The sequence below is a fragment of the Candidatus Sororendozoicomonas aggregata genome (assembly GCF_031528575.1).
Classification (GTDB): Bacteria; Pseudomonadota; Gammaproteobacteria; order Pseudomonadales; family Endozoicomonadaceae; genus Endonucleibacter; species Endonucleibacter aggregata.
In genome coordinates this window covers 1-20,237 of sequence record NZ_JAVLSP010000031.1, presented here as the reverse complement: position 1 = coordinate 20,237, position 20,237 = coordinate 1, and the positions used below count along the sequence as shown (strand labels likewise).

The 20,237-nt window shown below is 49.8% G+C and carries 15 protein-coding genes; 3 read left to right on the top strand and 12 right to left on the bottom strand.

Going from position 1 to position 20,237, the window contains the following annotated elements; genetic code table 11:
* Positions 1-52: 52 nt before the first annotated feature.
* The 10 genes from lapB to gyrA form a co-directional block, all read right to left on the bottom strand.
* A complete protein-coding gene (gene lapB / locus V4C51_RS07995) occupies positions 53-1,219 on the bottom strand; it encodes a lipopolysaccharide assembly protein LapB (RefSeq protein ID WP_330925623.1) in 1,167 nt (388 codons plus the stop codon).
* Positions 1,212-1,535: a LapA family protein gene (locus tag V4C51_RS07990; RefSeq protein ID WP_330925622.1), complete on the bottom strand. Its 324-nt coding sequence runs from the start codon at positions 1,533-1,535 to the stop codon at positions 1,212-1,214. The genes lapB and V4C51_RS07990 overlap by 8 nt, the downstream gene beginning before the upstream one ends.
* A 125-nt stretch (positions 1,536-1,660) precedes the next feature.
* Positions 1,661-1,963, bottom strand: a complete 303-nt coding sequence (ihfB, locus tag V4C51_RS07985; RefSeq protein ID WP_330925621.1) for an integration host factor subunit beta — start codon at positions 1,961-1,963, stop codon at positions 1,661-1,663.
* A 207-nt stretch (positions 1,964-2,170) separates the two neighbouring features.
* A complete protein-coding gene (rpsA, locus tag V4C51_RS07980) occupies positions 2,171-3,847 on the bottom strand; it encodes a 30S ribosomal protein S1 (RefSeq protein WP_330925620.1) in 1,677 nt (558 codons plus the stop codon).
* A gap of 232 nt (positions 3,848-4,079) precedes the next feature.
* On the bottom strand, positions 4,080-4,772 hold the full coding sequence (cmk, locus tag V4C51_RS07975; protein WP_330925639.1) for a (d)CMP kinase: 693 nt from the start codon (positions 4,770-4,772) through the stop codon (positions 4,080-4,082).
* 4 nt (positions 4,773-4,776) lie between these two features.
* Complete coding sequence (locus V4C51_RS07970; protein ID WP_330925619.1) at positions 4,777-7,005, bottom strand: bifunctional prephenate dehydrogenase/3-phosphoshikimate 1-carboxyvinyltransferase; 2,229 nt, start codon at positions 7,003-7,005, stop codon at positions 4,777-4,779.
* A 27-nt stretch (positions 7,006-7,032) separates the two neighbouring features.
* A complete protein-coding gene (gene hisC / locus V4C51_RS07965) occupies positions 7,033-8,151 on the bottom strand; it encodes a histidinol-phosphate transaminase (protein WP_330925618.1) in 1,119 nt (372 codons plus the stop codon).
* Positions 8,152-8,154: 3 nt separating this feature from the next.
* Entirely contained in the window at positions 8,155-9,270 is a 1,116-nt protein-coding gene (gene pheA / locus V4C51_RS07960) for a prephenate dehydratase (protein ID WP_330925617.1), read from the bottom strand.
* Between the two features lie 324 nt (positions 9,271-9,594).
* Positions 9,595-10,701, bottom strand: coding sequence for a 3-phosphoserine/phosphohydroxythreonine transaminase (gene serC / locus V4C51_RS07955; RefSeq protein WP_330925616.1), 1,107 nt, complete (start codon positions 10,699-10,701; stop codon positions 9,595-9,597).
* 631 nt (positions 10,702-11,332) lie between these two features.
* Positions 11,333-13,894 (bottom strand): DNA gyrase subunit A, encoded by a 2,562-nt coding sequence (gene gyrA, locus V4C51_RS07950; protein WP_330925615.1) that lies wholly within the window; start codon positions 13,892-13,894, stop codon positions 11,333-11,335.
* Positions 13,895-14,467: 573 nt separating this feature from the next.
* Here gyrA and ubiG point away from each other — a divergent pair.
* Both ubiG and V4C51_RS07940 read left to right on the top strand, forming a co-directional pair.
* Positions 14,468-15,187: a bifunctional 2-polyprenyl-6-hydroxyphenol methylase/3-demethylubiquinol 3-O-methyltransferase UbiG gene (ubiG, locus tag V4C51_RS07945; protein WP_330925614.1), complete on the top strand. Its 720-nt coding sequence runs from the start codon at positions 14,468-14,470 to the stop codon at positions 15,185-15,187.
* 24 nt (positions 15,188-15,211) lie between these two features.
* Complete coding sequence (locus V4C51_RS07940) at positions 15,212-15,976, top strand: HAD family hydrolase (RefSeq protein WP_330925613.1); 765 nt, start codon at positions 15,212-15,214, stop codon at positions 15,974-15,976.
* A gap of 338 nt (positions 15,977-16,314) precedes the next feature.
* Here V4C51_RS07940 and V4C51_RS07935 read toward each other — a convergent pair whose 3' ends face one another.
* Together V4C51_RS07935 and V4C51_RS07930 are read right to left on the bottom strand one after the other, a co-directional pair.
* Positions 16,315-16,824, bottom strand: a complete 510-nt coding sequence (locus V4C51_RS07935; protein WP_330925612.1) for a hypothetical protein — start codon at positions 16,822-16,824, stop codon at positions 16,315-16,317.
* Positions 16,821-18,968: a phosphocholine-specific phospholipase C gene (locus V4C51_RS07930; protein WP_330925611.1), complete on the bottom strand. Its 2,148-nt coding sequence runs from the start codon at positions 18,966-18,968 to the stop codon at positions 16,821-16,823. Before V4C51_RS07930 ends, V4C51_RS07935 begins: the two co-directional genes overlap by 4 nt.
* 473 nt (positions 18,969-19,441) lie before the next feature.
* On the opposite strand from V4C51_RS07930, the gene V4C51_RS07925 reads away from it, so the two are divergent.
* A complete protein-coding gene (locus V4C51_RS07925; RefSeq protein WP_330925610.1) occupies positions 19,442-20,209 on the top strand; it encodes a YciK family oxidoreductase in 768 nt (255 codons plus the stop codon).
* The last annotated feature ends 28 nt before the right edge of the window (positions 20,210-20,237 follow it).

Genomic DNA, 20,237 nt, shown 5'->3' with positions numbered 1-20,237 from the left:
TTTTCTTATGTTTTTCTTATGTTTTTCTTATGTTTTTCCTGTGTTTTTATCTTCACTCTCCTTCTATCCCCTGGATTGGCATAGTCACCCCCCACTTTTTACAGCCAGGGCATTGCCAGTGCATCTCTTTGCCTGAAAAGCCACAGGCGCTACAGGCATAAACAGGTTTTAACGCTAACATGTTTTTGGTGACTTCCAGGAACAAGGGTGAACTCTGCTCACCACCTCGGGCATACTCCAGTTCAACCAGCATATTAAGGCCTTTCAGGGTTGGGTGCTTGTACAGTTGGGTGATAAGAAAATCAATTGCGTGCTGCACGCCTTTTTCCTTCAACAAAAGGCGTGTCATAGCAACAATCACCGTGCTACCTCGCTTTTCGTTTAAACAACGGGCCAGATAACCCCCGTAACCCCCTTTACCGGAAAGATGGTCATAACACTTTTCAAGTAAAGGAAGCCCTAAAGGGATATAAGCGTTGTTTTGTCGCGAAATACGTTCCAATGACTTGATAGCATCCCGGTAACGTCCCTCCTGGTAATCCATTTTCCCCAATAACAGACTGGCTCTGACACAGTCCCTGTCCCGCCCCATGGCATTACGCAAACAACGCCTTGCCATAATCCTGTCATTCTCATTCAGATGATGATCTGCAAGCTCACAATAATAAAATGCCAATCGCTTATAATAAGTGGACTCACTGCTGCTCCGCCGTAATTTTTCTGCAATATCAATGGCTTTTAGCCACTCACGCTCCTGCTCATAGATTTTAAGCAGCTGTTGCAGTGCTTCTCCTTTATGCTCATGATTATGCTGAATAATATCAACGAGGATGGCCTCTGCCCGATCAAGGAGCCCCGCATACATATAGTCCTTTGCCAGATCAAGCTGCACCTTGATTGACTGTGAAGTCGTTAGACTTGGCCTGGCCAACAAGTCCTGATGAATACGTATTGAGCGCTCCACTTCCCCTCTTTTGCAAAAAAGCGTTCCAAGGGCCAGGTAAATATCGACGGTATCACTATTGACATCCAGCGCATTGATAAACGTATCAATGGCTTCTTCAGGCTGCTCATTCAGCAGATAATTCAAGCCAACAAAATAATCTTTATTAAAGCTTGCGACCTCCACAGAGTGAGCACGCCTTTTACTGTATAGGCCAAGCAGGTAACCAATCACAATAGCTACCACGATCAACACTAACAAGGAAAGATCAGGCATCCTTCAGCCCTTTTAAGGCACTGCTGCGTAGATTTTGTAATTCGTCATCCCTGCGCTCAAGTTTGCGTTTCAAGCTCGCTATTTTTAGTCTTAAGCGAGAAACAGAGAGAGCGGATACAACTAATCCCGTAGTACTACCGATCAAAAACGCAATAATAACCACAGACGAAATTTTTAGCCGGACAACATTTCCAGCCAACAAAGACAGGTCAATTTCTGATGCGTTAGACAAGGTGAAACTAACCAGGATTATTAGTAAAACAAATAAGAATACTAAAACAAGGAGACGTTTGAACCATACTACCAGTGTTGTCATCACAGCGTAAAACCGCCTCAAAAATCATCAATAAAGGGTAAAAGCCATTATTCTATTAGCACAATACGCTCAGGTAAACACACAGGGTACCGCATTTTTACCCCTGTATCATTCACATCTTATCATTAGCACGTCTGGGTTTTGTTACGAGAATTATTGACCCGGTCACGCATATCTTTACCTGGCTTGAAGTGGGGTACGTACTTAGCGGGTAGCGCAACGGACTCCCCTGTCTTAGGATTTCTACCTGTACGTGGTGCCCGGTAATGAAGGGAAAAACTGCCAAAACCACGAATCTCAATACGCTCACCGCTGGCCAGAGCCTGCGCCATGTGGTCAATAATTCCTTTTATTGCCAACTCAATGTCTTTGACGGACAGCTGCGCCTGCATTGTAGCAATCCGTTCGATCAGTTCAGATCGGGTCATAGCGATTAATCCTTTTCTGCTACTCCTTTTATTATCATATACTTCACCGCATGCTTCCTACACTAGCTAACAGGGCACTATAAATCAAGCAACGCCCTGAAGCGCTCGTGACCTGAAGCCCTGAGACATAAAAAAAGCCACGAATTCATTCGCGGCTTTATAAGGTAGTTGCTCTATTTAACAAGACCTCTTAACAAGACCTCAATCTTATTTGTTTTCCATCTGAGCCTTGATCAGGTCACCAATCGTCGTTGGGGTAGACTCTTCAGCTTCCTGCTTACGCAATTCCTTGATGGCCTGCTTTTCTTCAGCCTGGTCTTTCGCTTTGATAGACAGGCTGATGTTCCGGTTTTTACGATCCACACTGATAATGCGTGCTTCGATTTCTTCACCTTCTTTCAGAGCATTCGTCGCATCTTCAACACGATCAACACTGATTTCAGAGGCTTTCAACGTCGCCAGAACGTCTGCTGCCAACTCAACCATTGCCGCCTTGGCAGACACTTCCTTCACTACACCCTTAACGATAGAGCCTTTCTCGTTGATACCAGCATAGGCATTGAAAGGGTCTTCAGACATTTGCTTGATGCCCAGGGAGATGCGCTCACGCTCGGCGTCGATAGCCAGAATAACCGCTTCAACCTCTTCACCTTTGCGGTACTGACGGACAGCTTCTTCGCCAGTCTCGTTCCAGGAAATATCAGACAGGTGAACCAGGCCGTCAATACCACCGTCCAGACCGATAAAGATACCGAAATCAGTGATGGACTTGATCTTACCCGTCAGGCGATCACCCTTGTTGAAGTTACCAGAGAAGTCTTCCCATGGGTTAGTCTTGCACTGCTTGATACCCAGAGAAATACGACGGCGCTCTTCGTCAATATCCAGCACCTGAACTTCCACTTCATCACCCAGACCCACAACTTTGCTTGGGTGAATATTCTTATTAGTCCAGTCCATTTCGGAAACGTGTACCAGACCTTCAACACCTTCTTCCAGCTCAACAAAGCAGCCGTAGTCAGTCAGGTTGGTTACACGACCAGATACGCGAGTACCTTCCGGGAAGCGCTTGGTGATAGCAACCCACGGATCTTCGCCCAACTGCTTCAGGCCCAGGGATACACGATTTCGCTCACGGTCAAACTTCAGCACCTTGACGTTGATTTCGTCACCAACGTTGACAATTTCGCCAGGATGCTTAATACGCTTCCACGCCATGTCAGTGATATGCAGCAAGCCGTCTACACCACCAAGATCAACGAAGGCACCGTAGTCAGTCAGGTTCTTAACGATACCTTTAACTTCCAGACCTTCTTGCAGGGAGTTCAACAGCTGCTCACGCTCAGCGCTGTTTTCAGCTTCCAGAACGCTCCGACGGGAAACAACGACGTTGTTGCGCTTCTGATCCAGCTTGATAACTTTGAATTCGAGTTCTTTGCCTTCCAGGTGAGACGTGTCACGCACAGGACGGACATCCACCAGGGAGCCTGGCAGAAACGCGCGGATTGTCTTGACATCAACAGTGAAGCCACCTTTAACCTTACCGCTGATAATACCTTTAACGATATCTTCAGCTTCAAAGGCCTTCTCAAGTTCACCCCAGGCTTCCATTCGCTTGGCTTTTTCGCGAGACAGGCGGGTTTCACCAAAGCCGTCTTCCACAGCGTCCAGCGCCACCTGAACTTCGTCGCCCAACGCGATGCTTAACTCACCATTTTCATCCTGGAACTGCGCCTTGGGGATAACACCCTCAGACTTTAATCCTGCATGCACAGTGACCCAGTCGCTATCGATATCAACCACGACGCCACTAACAATGGCACCGGGTTTCATTTCAATATTTTTCAGGCTTTCTTCAAATAACTCGGCAAAGCTTTCGCTCATGATTTTTCCCGTAACAACGCTACGCAACAGAGTCTGTTATACCTGCCCGACAAGGTTCGAACCAGCCACCTAAACTCTGCTACTTGTCATCCACACTGCCAGCCTGTGCGGGTTAACCGTATTCAGGTGCGACAACACGAATGCTGGCCCTCTGCCTGTGCCACACCACCAAAAAACGCACCTGACAGATTAGCCAGTTAATCTGCCAGACGTTATAAACCTGTAGGAGACTTCAGAGTAATCGACGCTGCTTCAGCTCAGCCATTAACTGATTAAAAACCGCATCAACAGCAAGCAGGCTGCTATCAATGACGATGGCATCATCGGCTGGCAATAGCGGCGCAACGGCGCGATTAGCGTCTCGCTCATCCCTGGCTTTTATATCAGCCAAAAGACGCTCAAAATTACCATAAACACCCCGGTTACGCAACTGAATCATACGTCGGTTTGCCCGCTCCCGCGCACTGGCTGTCAGGAAGAATTTAGCCAGCGCATCGGGGAAAACCACGGTTCCCATATCCCGACCATCGGCAATCAGACCAGGCGCTTCCACAAAATTTTTCTGGCGCTGTAGCAGGGCATCTCGAACCTGAGGGAGCGCGGCCACCTGTGAAGCTTTGGCACCGGTTTCTTCTGTTCTGAGGGTCGCGCCCACTGCCTCCCCCTCCAGCAAAGTGTCCACCCCTTCGCCAGACGCTGAGGGAATAAACTGCACATCCAGCTTTGCTGCCAACTCAGCAACAGCAACCTCATCAGACAGCTGGACACCCTGTTTAACGGCACAAAGGGCTGTCAGCCGATACAAAGCGCCGCTGTCGAGCAGTTTCCAGCCCAACGCCTTCGACAGCATGGAAGCCAGCGTTCCCTTACCAGAACCACTAGGACCATCAATGGTGATCACTGGAATAGTTGCCTGAGCATCCATCGCATCATCCTTCTTCAGCAATACGCATACCCACCTGAGCGGCCAACGCCACAAAGCCCGGGAAGGAAGTCCCTATATTTTCAGCGTCAAGAATCCGCACACCGCCCGTTGCCCGCAAACCCGCAACGGCAAAAGCCATGGCAATACGGTGATCACCAAAGCTGTCAACAGTACCGCCACCAATAGGATTGCCGCCATTGACAATCATACCGTCTGGCAAAGGCTCAGCATCCACGCCCAGAATCCGCAACCCATCGGCCATCGCCTGAATGCGGTCGCTCTCTTTAACGCGTAACTCTTTCGCGCCGGTTAATACCGTTTTTCCCTCAGCGCAAGCAGCAGCTACCAATAACGCGGGGAACTCATCAATGGCCACAGGAACCAGTTCATGGGGAATATCGATACCTTTTAATGGAGCGGATTTCACCCGTATATCCGCCACCGGCTCGCCACCGACCAGCCGCTCATCAGACAGCGTAATATCAGCCCCCATCAGTCGCAGAATATCCACAACGCCAGCACGGGTTGGGTTTATTCCTACGTGGGTCAAGGTGATATCAGACCCTTCAGCAATACTCGCCGCCACCATAAAAAAAGCGGCCGATGACACATCCGCCGGCACGTCAATAGCCGTTGCCTTTAAGGTACCCCCCCCGTGAAGTGACACGACCTGTCCATCAACATCCACCTGATAACCAAAACCCCTGAGCATCCGTTGAGTATGGTCGCGAACAATGCCAGGCGTGGTAACTGACGTTTGTCCCCGTGCGTACATACCCGCCAGCAACAGACAGGACTGCACCTGCGCCGAAGCCATAGGCAAGTTATAGTGAATACCCTTGAGTGATTGACCACCGGTGATGCGCAACGGCGGCGTACCTTTGTCTTCCGTGGCAATCATCGCCCCCATATCTGCCAAAGGTTGTGTTACTCTCCCCATGGGCCGGTTTGACAGGGATTCATCGCCTGTGAGGGTAACATCAAAAGCCTGAGGTGCCATCAAGCCAGCCATCAGTCGCATGGCCGTACCGGCGTTCCCGAGGTACAGGGAACCTTCGGGCTTTTTCAATCCGCGCATGCCCACCCCCTTAATGGTTACACGCCCCTGCTCTGGCCCTTGAATATCAACACCCAAAGCTTTAAACGCTGCCAACGTGGCAAGGGCATCCTCTCCTTCAAGAAAACCATCCACAACGGTTGTGCCCTGTGCCAGAGCCCCCAGCATAACCGCGCGATGAGAGATAGACTTGTCTCCCGGCACCCGAACCTCTCCGGCTAACACCCCCCCCGGGCGCGTCACCAGTACGGCTAATTCATCTTTTTTACCGGCCATAGCGTGTTTTCTCGTTAGCAGTGACGCAAAGTGCTCTCTGCCTTTACGCGCACGCTCAAAAGTTTCCAATAAAGTTTGGCTATTACTGTTTTCAATAGCGCTACGAAGCTCTGCCAGACCTGCCGAGAACATATCCAACGATGTCAAAACAGCCGCTTTATTACTGATAGCCACATCGTGCCACATAACGGGATTGCTCCCGGCAATCCGGGTAAAGTCGCGAAACCCACCGGCGGCATAACGAAAAACATCGTGACTTTCTTTATCACCCACCAAAGAATCCATCAGCGAGAAGGCGATAAAATGCGGCAAGTGGCTGGTCAAGGCCAACACCTGGTCATGATGATCAACCCCCATAAAATTGACGTGGGCGCCACAACTTTCCCATAACTGCTGAACAAGGGTCACCGCTTGCGGGTTTGTCTGCCTCAAAGGGGTTAAAATCACATGATGGGCGAAAAACAGATCAGCCCTGCCTGCTTTCACGCCACTTTGTTCAGAGCCTGCGATGGGATGGCCCGGAACCAGATTATCAGGCACCTCACCAAAGACTGACCGCGCTGCCGACACCAGCGCTCCCTTACAGCTCCCCGCATCGGTGATCACTTTGCCACTGAGGTCACATTGAGCCAATTGCTCAAACACGGGTTCCATACCCAACATAGGCACTGACAGAAAAATAACATCAGCCTGAGCCACTGCTTCCGGTAAAGAAGGCTGACAATAATCCACTACCCCGAGGGCTTTGGCCTCTTTCATCGTTGCCCGCTGGCGATCATAACCGATGATCAACCGGTCAGCACTCGCCCGTTTCAGCGCCAGCGCAAACGAGCTGCCAATCAGTCCCAACCCTATAACCAGTACCGAAGATGCCAGGGCATTATCATTTTGTTTTTTCATAACCTGCTTTTCATAACCTGAAGTACACTAAAGTACAGCCTTCAGCACTTCCAGGCAGCGCTCATTCTCTTTTTGCACACCAATTGAAATGCGTAAATGGCGGGGCATGCCATAGGTGTTAACGGGCCTGACAATCACACCCTGAGCCAGCATTGCCTCATAAACCGGCAACGCGTCACAGCCAACATCCACACAAAGAAAATTGCATACTGATGGAATAACCATCAGGCCCATAGCGTCAAAACCCGACTGCAAAAAGGCCATACCCACCTGGTTAATCTGCCGGGATCTAGCGAGATAATCAGTGTCCTTTAATGCCGCTTCAGCCGCCACCAACCCCAGGTTGTTCACATTAAACGGCTGTCGAATACGGTTCAGGATATCAGCAACATCGGGATGGGATACGCTATACCCCACACGACAACCTGCCAGGCCATAAGCCTTGGAGAAAGTCCGCGTAATGACCAGATTAGAAAACCGGTCAACCAGTGGCATGGTTTCAGGGACAGCCATATATTCAAAATAGGCCTCATCCAGTATCACCAACACATCCTCTGGCACAGACTCAAGAAAAGTAACCAGTTCTGTCTGTGAAAAATGGGTACCGGTGGGATTGTTCGGATTAGCCAGAAAAACCATACGTGTGTCCGGCCTCAGTGCTGCTGCCATGGCCGTTAAATCATGCCCCCAGCGCGTAGAAGGCACCTCAATCCCTTGTGCATCAAAAGCCTGAGTCACCAGGGAGTAAACAAAAAAAGCGTATTCGGAATACACGGCTGACAAGCCAGGGCCCAGATACGCTTCAGCCAGCAGCACCAGAATATCGTTAGAGCCATTACCTAATGTAATCCGGGCAGGCTCAACCCCCAGCTTTTCAGACAGCGCGGCTTTCAGGGCAAAGCCATTGGCATCAGGGTAGCGAGAAAGGTCCGCGAACGCTGACCGCATCGCTGATAACACTGAAGAGGCTGGCCCCAGTGGGTTTTCATTGCTGGCTAGCTTGACAATGGTGTCCACAGACAACCCCTGCTCCCTTGCCAACTCCTCAATGGGCTTGCCTGGCTGATAAGGCCTTAAAGAACGTATACCCGGTTTGGCCGCCTCAACCCATTGACGGGTACTGGCGCCTGTTGCTGTTAACGACATGGTTTAAAGTACCCCTTTTGGATAAGAGCCCAACACTTTAATGTCATTGACCCGATCGCTCAGACGTTCCAACACTTTAGTCACCACCGGGTCATCCTGATGTCCTTCAAAGTCGATAAAGAAAACATAGTTCCAGACACCGCTACGGGAAGGTCTTGTCTCTACCCGGGTCAGATCAATATCATGCACATGGAAAGGCTCAAGGATAGCCTGAAGGGCACCTGGCTGATTGCGCATACTAACGACAATGGATGTTTTATCCGCCGCCCTGTCGTTATCGCTACCACTGCGAGGCACGCAGTCATGACCAATAATTAAAAACCGCGTTGAGTTATCTGGCTGATCTTCGATCTTTTCGGCAATTCTATCCAACCCATAAAGCTCCGCCGCCATATCACCGGCAATAGCCGCTGAGTTCCACTCACCTCTGATACGCTTGGCTGCTTCCGCGTTGGAACTGACAGCAACACGCTCAGCTGTAGGCCAGTGAGCGTCCAGCCATTTACGGCACTGTGCCAGTGACTGACCATGGGAATAAATACGAGAAATATGCGCCTTTTGGGTATTCTCTGACACCATCAGGTGATGATGAATACGCAGCACCACTTCACCGCAGATTTTCAGGGAAGAATCCATAAAACTGTCAAGGGTATGATTAATGACGCCTTCAGTGGAGTTCTCAACGGGCACCACCCCATAATTCACCGCACCCGCGCTCACTTCACGAAACACTTCATCAATCGCAACCATAGGGACACACACAGCTGAATGACCAAAATGCTTAATGGTAGCCTGCTGGGTAAAGGTGCCTTCAGGCCCTAAGAAGGCCACACGCACAGGCTCTTCGAGCGCCAGACAGGCTGACATAATTTCACGAAATAACCGGGCCATTTCTTCATCATTTAATGGTCCCTGATTACGCGCCATAATTTTGCGTAATACCTGCGCTTCTCTTTCCGGGCGATAAAAGACGGCTTTTTCACCGGAGTCACCGCACGCAGCCTGCTTGATCCGCGCAACTTTCTGCGCACATTTTGCCCGCTGACTGATTAATGACATGATATCTTGATCAAGCTCATCAATCGCCTTTCGCAAGCTGTCCAGCGTTTCTTTTGCCATGTTATTTTCCAATGTTCTGACTCCCGGACCCTGTTCCGCCTTACTCCGCGCATACTGACCTTTATAAGGAGAAAAGACAGGTTTAAGGCCATTTTTATACGGGCCCGAGGCATGTCTTGTCACCAGGAGCTTGTCGGACTTAAGACAATTTCGGCCTAAAATCCAGAAAACGCAAGAAAACGCGAGAAAGCGCGAGAAAGCGCGGCCAGAATTTCATGCTCGAAAGCTTAAGCCCGACAGGCTCCTAGCCCGGATATTTCATAAACATGCTCCTGGCCTTGCTTGCTCCTTGCGGCTCTCAGGGCAGTTTATGAAATATCCGGGCTAGCCGTAGCGTCGCTCAAACTCACCCATAAAATTCACCAGCGCATACACCTGCTGCTCTGGAATCGCATTGTAAATACTGGCACGCATACCGCCCACTGCCCTGTGGCCTTTCAAATAAAGAAAGCCCGCCTGCTCTGCTTCTGCCAAAAAGCGCGATTCCAGAGAAGTATCAGCCAGGGTAAACGGCACATTCATTTTTGATCGCCAGGCGGTATTGATTGTATTTTGATAAAACCCACTTTTATCAATCATCCCGTACAGTTTTTGTGCTTTGCGCTTATTCACCGCCGCCATGGCCTTCAGCCCCCCCTGGCTTTTCAACCACTTAAACACCAGACTGGCAATATACCAGCCAAACGTAGGCGGCGTATTATACATGGAGCCTTTATCTGCCTGTAGTTTATAATCCAGAATGGCTGGACAGAACGGGCTGCTTTTATCCAATAACTCATCACGGACAATGACCAGCGTAACCCCTGCACAGCCTATATTTTTCTGAGCGCCGGCATAGATAACCCCAAAGCGGCTGACATCAAGGGGCTCGGATAATAGCGTGGAAGACATATCAGCCACCAGCGGCACACCCGCGCTATCGGGAATAAACGGAAACGCAAGCCCCCCAATCGTTTCATTTGGGGTATAGTGCAAATAAGCCGCGTCGGAGGACAATCGCCATTCCCTTTGATCCGGCATTGTCGTAAAACCCGATGCTTTCCCGTCAGCCACAACCCTGGCGTTCAAATAGCGCTGCCCTTCTTTTATTGCCGATTGCGACCAATGCCCACTATTGACATAATCCGCCGAGGTTTTATCCCCTTTAATATTCAACGGCACAGCCGCAAATTGCCCACGAGCGCCTCCTTGCAAAAAGAGCACACGATAATTCTCAGGTATCACTAACAGATCCCGTAAATCCTGTTCGGACTCTTCTGCCAGGCGAATAAACGCTTTCCCCCTGTGACTGACTTCCATCACCGACGCATGGAGCTGATTCCAGTTCAGCAGTTCGTCTTTCGCCTGCTCAAGCACCGCCCTGGGGAGAGGGGCCGGGCCGGCTGAAAAATTATACACGTGCCCTTTTGGCTGCAAAATCAATGCATTCATTTCACCATCCATCTGACAGCGTCCTCCAAAAGCAGTCCAGAAATTACACGACAGTAAACAAGCAACACACGCGCCACGGCGGCTATCAAACTGATTCGGCACCAGGAGCCTGTCCGGCTTAAGACAATGTCGGCCTAAAATCCAGAAAGCGCGGCCAGAATTTCCGATCTATTTGCTTAAATAGGTCAACTATTGGCACAAATTGATCGAAAATTCTGACTCGCCCTACTGAATTTTATGCTCGAAAGCATAAGTCCGACAGGCTCCTATGGTGAGAAACTTCAACACAGGATTTCCCCTCAGATAACCACCGTAATAGACGAGTTAGAAAATGCGATCAGTATAAGATAGCGCGTTAATCAGGAGAACAATATATCAAGCTCGGAGCGTTTAAAAAAGCCTAACGAAAAAGCTCTCACCTTCTGAAAGGAACAGGCTTTTGCTTACCCTGAAAGGGGTAAAAGTCACAGCACAACTTTTAAGACGGCTTCTCAGGTAAGACGGCTTCATCAGGTAACCGCCCGGCCAATGTCGCCGGGCTCTGATACCCCATTAACGTCCTCTGCCATCACCACTGGCTGGACACATGCCTGATTGAGAACACTCTCTAGGCATCTAGGCATCTAGGCATCTAGGCATCACCAACAGACACGTCTTCGAGCTGTTCAATCTCAGCCACCCGGGCAACACCCACCAACTTTTCATTGGCACTTACTTTAATCAGCGTAACACCTTGGGTATTTCGTCCCGTGCTGGATACTTCATTCACCCGGGTCCGCACTAACGTACCCTGGTCAGAGATCAGCATAATCTCCTCACCCTGTGTTACCTGAATAGCCCCCACCAACTCACCATTTCGCTCGTTGCACTGCATGGCAATAACACCCTGGCCACCACGGCCTGTCTGGCGGAAGTCATTCACGGAGGTACGTTTGCCAAAACCATTTTCACTGGCCGTGAGAATTTGCGCATGGTCATCAGGGATAATCAGCGATATCACCCGCTGGTCACCCAAAAGCTTCATACCCCTGACACCACGAGCGGTTCGCCCCATAGCCCGCACGTCATTTTCGTCAAAGCGAATGGCTTTACCGGCGTTGGACAGCAGCATAACCTGGGCATCACCGTGAGTAATCTCTGCCCCCACCAAGGTATCATCCTCTTCCAGAGCCAGCGCGATCAAACCACTGTTACGTGGCCTGGAGAACTGTGTCAGAGGGACTTTTTTCACGATACCGCGCTGTGTCGCCATGAACACATAATGACCTTCAGCGTATTCCTCAACGGGCAGTACGGCGGTAATCCGCTCGTCTTTTTCCAGTGACAGGATGTTCACCAGCGGACGACCGCGGGAGGTCCGGCCCGCCTGAGGAATCTGGTACACCTTCAGCCAATACACCTTACCCCGACTGGAGAAGCACATAATCTGGGTATGCGTATTCGCCACCAGCATATGCTCTACATAGTCTTCCTCTTTTACCGATGCCGCCGATTTACCACGGCCACCGCGTTTTTGCGCCTGATAGGTATCCAACGGTGTTGTCTTGGCATACCCCCCATGGGACAGGGTAACCACCATGTCTTCTTCATCAATGAGATCTTCAATGGTAAGATCCCGGCGTGAGCTGGTGATGTCTGTGCGGCGCTCATCACCAAACTCATCACGCACATCTTCCAGCTCTTTACGAATCACCTGACGCAGACGTTCAGGGTCAGACAAAATCAACACTAACTCGGCAATTCGCCCCAACAGCTCACGGTATTCCGTCAACAATTTTTCATGTTCCAGCCCAGTCAAACGATGCAGTTTCATGTCCAAAATGGCCTGCGCCTGGGACGGCGATAAATGGTATTGCCCATCACGCAGGCCGTAAGCCTCCGGCAATTCATCCGGGCGACAGGCATCGGCACCGGCACGCTCAGCCATAGCCAGAACATGCCCCGGATTCCAGCTTTGACGCATCAGCGTGTCTTTAGCATCAGCGGAAGAGGGCGAAGCTTTAATGGCCTGGATGACCGGATCAATATTGGACAAGGCAACAGCCAGTCCTTCCAGAATATGCCCCCGCTCACGGGCTTTACGCAATTCAAATACCGTCCGGCGCGTTACCACTTCACGGCGATGGCGGATAAAGGCTTCCAGCAATTGTTTCAGGTTCAGCAGTTTTGGCTGCCCATCCACCAGGGCAACAACATTAATGCCAAACACATTTTCCATCTGCGTTTGCGCGTACAAGTTATTCAACACCACGTCGGCATTTTCGCCCCGACGCAGCTCAATCACCATACGCATGCCATCTTTATCAGACTCATCACGCAGTTCAGCGATACCTTCGATTTTCTTTTCCTTGACCAGCTCAGCGATTTTTTCAATCAAGCGCGCCTTATTGACCTGGTACGGAAGCTCTGATACAACGATCGTGCTTTTATTGCGCTTTTCATCGTGTTCAACATCGGCCCTGGCACGAATATAAATACGTCCACGGCCACAACGGTATGCCTGCAAAATACCCGCCCGACCATTGATGATCCCGGCAGTGGGGAAATCCGGCCCCGGAATATGTTCCATTAACTCATCAATGGTAATCACTTCGTTGTCAATCAGAGCAAGACAACCACTGATGACTTCACTCAGGTTGTGGGGGGGAATATTGGTGGCCATGCCCACGGCAATACCGGCTGAACCATTGACCAACAGGTTAGGAATGCGTGTCGGCAGAACAGCAGGAATTTTCTCGGTGCCGTCGTAGTTATCCACATAGTCAACGGTTTCTTTTTCAAGATCTGCCAGCAACTGGTGCGCCACCTTGTCCATGCGAATCTCCGTGTATCGCATGGCGGCAGCTGAATCACCATCAATAGAGCCAAAGTTACCCTGACCATCCACCAGCATGTAGCGTAAAGAGAACGGCTGTGCCATTCTAACGATGGTATCGTATACCGCGCTGTCACCGTGGGGGTGGTACTTACCGATCACGTCCCCGACGATACGAGCAGATTTCTTGTACCCTTTATTCCAGTCATTCCCAAGCTCGTTCATAGCGAACAGCACACGGCGGTGAACAGGTTTAAGGCCATCGCGCACATCCGGTAACGCACGCCCAACGATGACACTCATGGCATAGTCCAGATAAGACTGCTTGAGTTCATCTTCAATATTTATTGGTAAAATCTCTTTGGCGATATCAGTCATGGAAAATCAGTCATCCTTTTGCTTGCGCCCACCGGATAGGAAATAGCCTCCTTACCCGATCCGCAGGGCCAGGAGCCAGCAAACTGTCGATCGCTCTGGCAGGTAAAGTAGTTAAACCCATTCCTGCCAACATCAACAAAACGCAGCTGCTTACGCAGACCGCCCCCAGGAGCCTGTCGGACTTAAGGCAATTTCGGCCTAAAATCCAGAAAATGCGAGAAAGCGCGGCCATATTTTCCGATAAATTTGCTTAAATAGGTCAACTATTCGCACAAATCCATCGAAAAATCTGACTCGCTCTACTGAATTTCATGCTCGAAAGCTTAAGCCCGACAGGCTCCTGGCCACCATGTCCAGCCAGCAGCACTTGATATTCAAAACTCCAGAATATCACATTACCCCTCCTGCCGGCGAGTTTTCAGATCTCTGAAAACGCAATAAAACCCTTCTATGGAGCCTTTTGCATCAAGACTTTCGTTCTTCTCTAGCCCCAGGGGGGGATTAAGCTGAACTTAACGGAAACCCTCGATATACTACTGGCAATATGAGCGAATAAAGAGAGTAGACAGCCCCATGAGCGAAACGCGATCTGCCCAGAATGTTGATCCGGGAGAAATCCACAAGTTTGAACAGCTGGCAAGCCGGTGGTGGGACCCGGCCAGTGAGTTTAAACCCCTGCATGAAATTAACCCGCTACGCCTTAACTTTATTGATGAGCGCGTTGGTCTGGCCGGCAAGAGCGTGCTGGATGTAGGCTGCGGCGGCGGGATTTTAAGTGAATCCATGGCCTTGCGCGGCGCGAAGGTCACAGGCATTGACATGGGCGAAGCCCCTCTTTCTGTTGCGCGCCTGCACAGCCTTGAGTCCGGTATTGATGTCAATTACCGGAAAATCCCTGTGGAAGAACTGGCCGAAGGGCAACCCCAAAGCTTTGATGTGGTCACCTGTATGGAAATGCTTGAGCATGTCCCTGACCCCTCTTCCGTGGTAAAAGCCTGCGGCAAACTGGTCAAACCGGGTGGTCATGTATTTTTTGCCACGCTAAACCGTAACGCCAAGTCTTGGTTATTTGCTATTATCGGCGCAGAATATATCTTGAACCTGTTGCCCAAAGGAACCCATGAGCACAGCAAATTTATCAAACCCCATGAACTCAACCAGTGGATGCGACAGGCCGATCTGCGAATGAAAGATATCTTTGGTATGACCTACAACCCTGTGACCAGGGTGTACCGTTTGAAAAAAGGGGATACCAGCGTTAACTACCTGATTCATTCACAGCATGATGGATAAAACAACAATAAAAAGGTGGAAAAGGTGGAAAAGGTAAAAAAGGTGGAAAAGGTAAAAAAGATGCTTATGAAAAAATCCCAAGTTATTGAAGGTGTATTTTTTGACCTGGATGGCACTCTTATGGACACCGCCGCCGATTTTGTTGTGGCACTGAACCAGTTTGCCACTGACCATCAACGCCCGCCCCTTGAAGAGGATGTCATTCGTCAGCATATTTCAGCCGGCTCAAAAGTACTGGTCAGCCTGGTATTGGATATACCCCATGAACACCCTCAGATGAGGGCAAAACAGCAGTTATTTTTAACGCATTATGGACGGCATATTAATCAACCTCTCCGTCAGGCACCGGCCACGCTTTACCCAGGGGCCAGCCAATTGCTAAACGAACTTGACCAACGCAGCATCACCTGGGGCATTGTCACCAACAAGCCCATCGCCTATACAACACCAATACTGGCACAGGCACAACTCACCCACCGCTCTGCCGCAACGGTTTGCCCGGAACATGTGGCCAAGCCAAAGCCTGACCCCCAGGCACTGCTACTGGCCTGCGAACAAGCCAACTGCAACCCTGAAAACTGCGTTTATATTGGTGATCATCAACGGGATATTGAAGCGGGTAAGCGCGCTGGCATGGTGACGATTGCCGCGCTCTACGGCTATATACCCGATGACGACTGTCCCAGTGAATGGCAGGCAGATTATCAGGCCAATACGATGACCGACATCCATCAATGGTTACAAGCCCATCAATGGCAACTGCCCGAACCCCAGCTTATGCCCTGTTAAATGGCCCGGATACCGTCATGGCTATAGTAAACGCTCACACCCACCATCTATTTTTGACCATGGTCGTTTAATTGGCGCTTAAGAGGCTGTCTGTCGCAAAACGCTGAAATACACCCCGCATCGTCATCCTGTACAGGGAATGTAAGGAACCACACTCTATGGAAGGCACTCTAACAGCATGCGTCATGCGGGTTTAGTGATTCACGTCCTTGTGGCATAGATCCCTTACAATCCCCGTACGGGATGACGACGGAGAAAATTAAGCGTTTCGCGACACCCTCCAGAAATACGGGGTTTTTCGCGATTTCGATAAAAGATTGGTATCGCGTCCTGATTGTTTACAGGTGGATCGGAGGCAATGTTTCTAACCAGAAATTCAGCGCATCAGGCTTGGCATCATGGTACGTTTTAACGAACTTAAAGTAGCGAGGCTTGTCTTTCATTATTACATGATAAATACCCCCTGCCGGCTTTTTCCAGGTAAACGTGCCGATAGTATCGCCTGTATCATTATTGATCACTTTAAATTTCTGCGTGCTTTTCTTGAACGCGCACAACCCGGCGGACGCATAATGTATGCCTATACTACCAGTCTGGCCACCATAAGTGGCAGTAGATGAAGAAAGGCCATACACACCGTACATACAGGCGCCTCTGCCATTAGCTTTAACGGTGTAGCCTTTTTTTGAGTAATACCTATGACCTGGTGGTATTTTATTTGTCACTTCAAGAAAAACATCCAGGCTATAAGCCTTATCCATGATGGATGCGTTCAACACCGCCGCGAAAAAAACCAGCGCTTTTTTCCCTATGAACTTACTGGGTCGAAAGATAGCGTTCATGTTCATGATACACGGCTATCGTTCGCTAACCCCATTAAAGGGTCTGAAAAGCCATGAAGGCCACTTTCAACCCTGCCGCAATAGCGCCTGAACGTCTCCCCTCCTTCGACACTGACCACCAGCTCATACCAGTTGGACGCACCCTTGACAAACTGCTCAACAGACGTTTTCTCACCCGCAGCCAGCGTGATGGTTGCCTTGTTGCCTGGATCGTAGGCTGAAAAATCGACAATCACCGTCTTATCTTCCTCGGCGTGATTTTCCAGTCTGACCAGAACCGATGGGGTTTCCTGGTTTACGCCATAACAGACAGAAACTTCCTGGTTCTGCTGCTGTTCGCAGACTCCCTTGAACTGACGATGAAAGCCATTGGCAGAGAGCACCCACAAATCATACTTATTGCCCTCAAGGGATACCGGCCAGGTTCCCCGCACGGTATCACCGGCGCCAATCACAAACCGTCGGGGTATCTTGTCCAGATTCAGTTGATCATAGACATGGATAACCGCGCCCTGCTTACCATTATTGGTCATCGTCAGCGTAACGGAGAACTGGTCAATATTTACAAACGCATTGACGTGTAATTCATAAGGAAGAGCTCTTGATGGGCGAATACCCGCCGTTGTAAACGGGGGTAACTGATTTGCTTCATCCGGTGGGTCAATCTGCGGGAGTTGTTCCTGTTCAGCCCTCACTGTATCAGCTTCATTTTTTGTCAATTCTGGCAGCGACGGCAATGGCTCTTCATTGGGGTTTTCAAAATTAAACGCCGATAATAAATCACCGCAAACCGCACGACGGAAGGGTGAAATATTCTCTTCAATCACGCCAAAGCGCTTTTCCAGAAACTGTATCACCGACGTATGATCAAACACCTGTGAATTAACCCAGCCTCCCCGGCTCCAGGGAGAGATAATTAACGCTGGAACCCTTGGGCCCGGGCCATAAGGCTGGCTGTCCGTATGATATTCCTTTGTCAGACTGACAGTACTTTCACCCTGAAAAGCCCCATCGCTCAGAGAAGGCGGACAAGGTGGCGGCATATGGTCAAAGAAACCGTCATTTTCATCAAAGTTGATAATCAGTACTGTTTTACTCCAGGTATCCGGATCGCTGGTTAATGCGTCAAGGACTTCCTGAGTATACCAGCCTCCCTGTACTGGCGATGAAGGTCCCGGGTGTTCAGAATAGGTCGCAGGCGCGACAATCCATGACACTTGCGGCAAGGTCTTATTGGCAATATCTTCCTTAAGCGTGTTCATTAAGCCTTCAGCATCCATGGTATTGGCGACCCCCTTCAGTAAAGGACTGATGTCGTTATCATCTTCATTCCATTGGGGGTGAGGCGCACCATTAGAATTATTCCCTTTTAATTCATTGGCCCGCCGGTACTGCCTGAAACCAGCGAGCGGGTTATCGCCAAAATTATCAGGTAAGTTCTGATAGACTTTCCAGCGGATACCTGCCCGCTCCAGACGTTCAGGGTATGTTGTCCATGTGTAGCCTTTACTGGATGGGCCGAGGTAATCAAAATCATTATTAATGGCCGGTGGATTGGGGTCATAGTCGTGATGATTAACACCTGTCCAATGAAAGATCCGGTTGGGGGTAGTCCCTCCCTGAAACGAGCAATAGTATTCATCACAGACAGTAAAAGCATTTGCCAGGGCAAACTGAAAAGGTAATTCCGTCTCTGTGTAGTAGGCCATCGACTGCTGTTTTTTATGGGTTGGCCAATCACTCATGCGCCCCTTATCCCAAGCGTCATGAGCATCCGGGTAAGTATGGGGTGTCCCGTTCACACGTTGCGCATTACCCTGTTTTGCATCCAGATGATACGGATAAATAAAACGCTCCCCTCCCTGCCCCTTATATTTTTGCTTCCAGACGTCACCATACACGGTAGGAACAAGGTGGCGATCAGCAAAACCACGAACCCCCTCCAACTTGCCAAAATAGTGGTCAAAAGCCCGGTTTTCCTGCATCAGGATAACCACATGTTCCACGTCATTGATATTGCCATGGGTATTATTTGCCTCAATAGCTAAAGCCTTCATGATTGAAGCTGGAAACAGCCCTGAACCTGCCACGCCAGCTAACCCAGCACCTGACACCTTTAAAAACTTGCGACGAGTCAACGAGGTTTGCATAATAACGACTACCTATACTGTTTAGTCAACGGGGCAATGGTCTTCATTAGTGTTACTGTCACCGATACTGGTATCTGTTGCACCTTGGTTACAGCCACTTAGCAATAGCGGAAAAATGACCAGTAATATCGAACTCACTACCCTCACAGGCGTACTCACTTTTTCCTGGTTATTTTTCGGGAAAAGCCTAGGGGAGAAATAAGTCAAACAGATGTAAAAAGGATGTCAGTTTCATGATAAATTGATGACAGACAGGCCGTGATTTTCACAATTTTTTACTTTTCGCTACCCTACCCCCCACACCCCTGAAACTGTCTTGCAGATCAACAGGCTCCTAAGCATTCATACAACGGTATGCCACACAAAAGTGTCCACAGTCAGTGAAAGACGATCCGTATTTTTTCCTTGAAACCGTTTAAAAATGTATTCCTTGCCTCTACAGTAATGTCTTTCCTTTTTTGGTAGAGACAACGATGTTTGAATACCAGGCACCCCCTGATTTATTAAAAGACCGCATCATTCTGGTGACAGGGGCAGGTAGTGGGATTGGACGCGCTGCTGCCCTCACTTACGCAAAGTTCGGCGCGACAGTCATTCTGCTTGGACGGACCATCTCAAAGCTGGAGGCTGTCTATGATGAGATAGAAGCTAACGGATACTCACAAGCGGCCATTTACCCCATGGACCTTACCGGAGCGACTGAAGAAGATTATGGAAAACTGGCAGACACTTTGAGGGAAACCTTTGGCCGGCTTGATGGGCTATTGCATAACGCGGGATTACTGGGTGCCCTCAAGCCCATCAGCCAATACGACATGGATAATTGGCAAAAGGTGATGCAAGTGAATATCAATGCCCCCTTTTTACTGACCCGCGAACTCTTGCCTTTATTGCGCAAAGCCGACAGCGCTTCTGTGGTGTTTACTTCATCGAGCGTTGGTCACCAGGGGCGAGCTTACTGGGGCGCTTATTGTGTATCAAAATTCGCAACGGAAGGATTAATGCAAACCCTGGCCGATGAAGAAGACGGCATCAGCCATGTACGCTGCAACAGCCTGAACCCGGGTGGCACCCGCACAGCAATGCGAGCAGCGGCTTTCCCCGGAGAGGACCCCACCACTAAAACACCGCCCGAAGCCATTATGCCTTTGTATTTGTATTTAATGGGGGATGACAGCAAAGACGTCAGTGGTCATGCCTTTCACGCACAGCCTCGTAGTGGACAGCAGCTCAGCCAATAGCCTTGGAGCCTGTCGGACTTATGCTTTC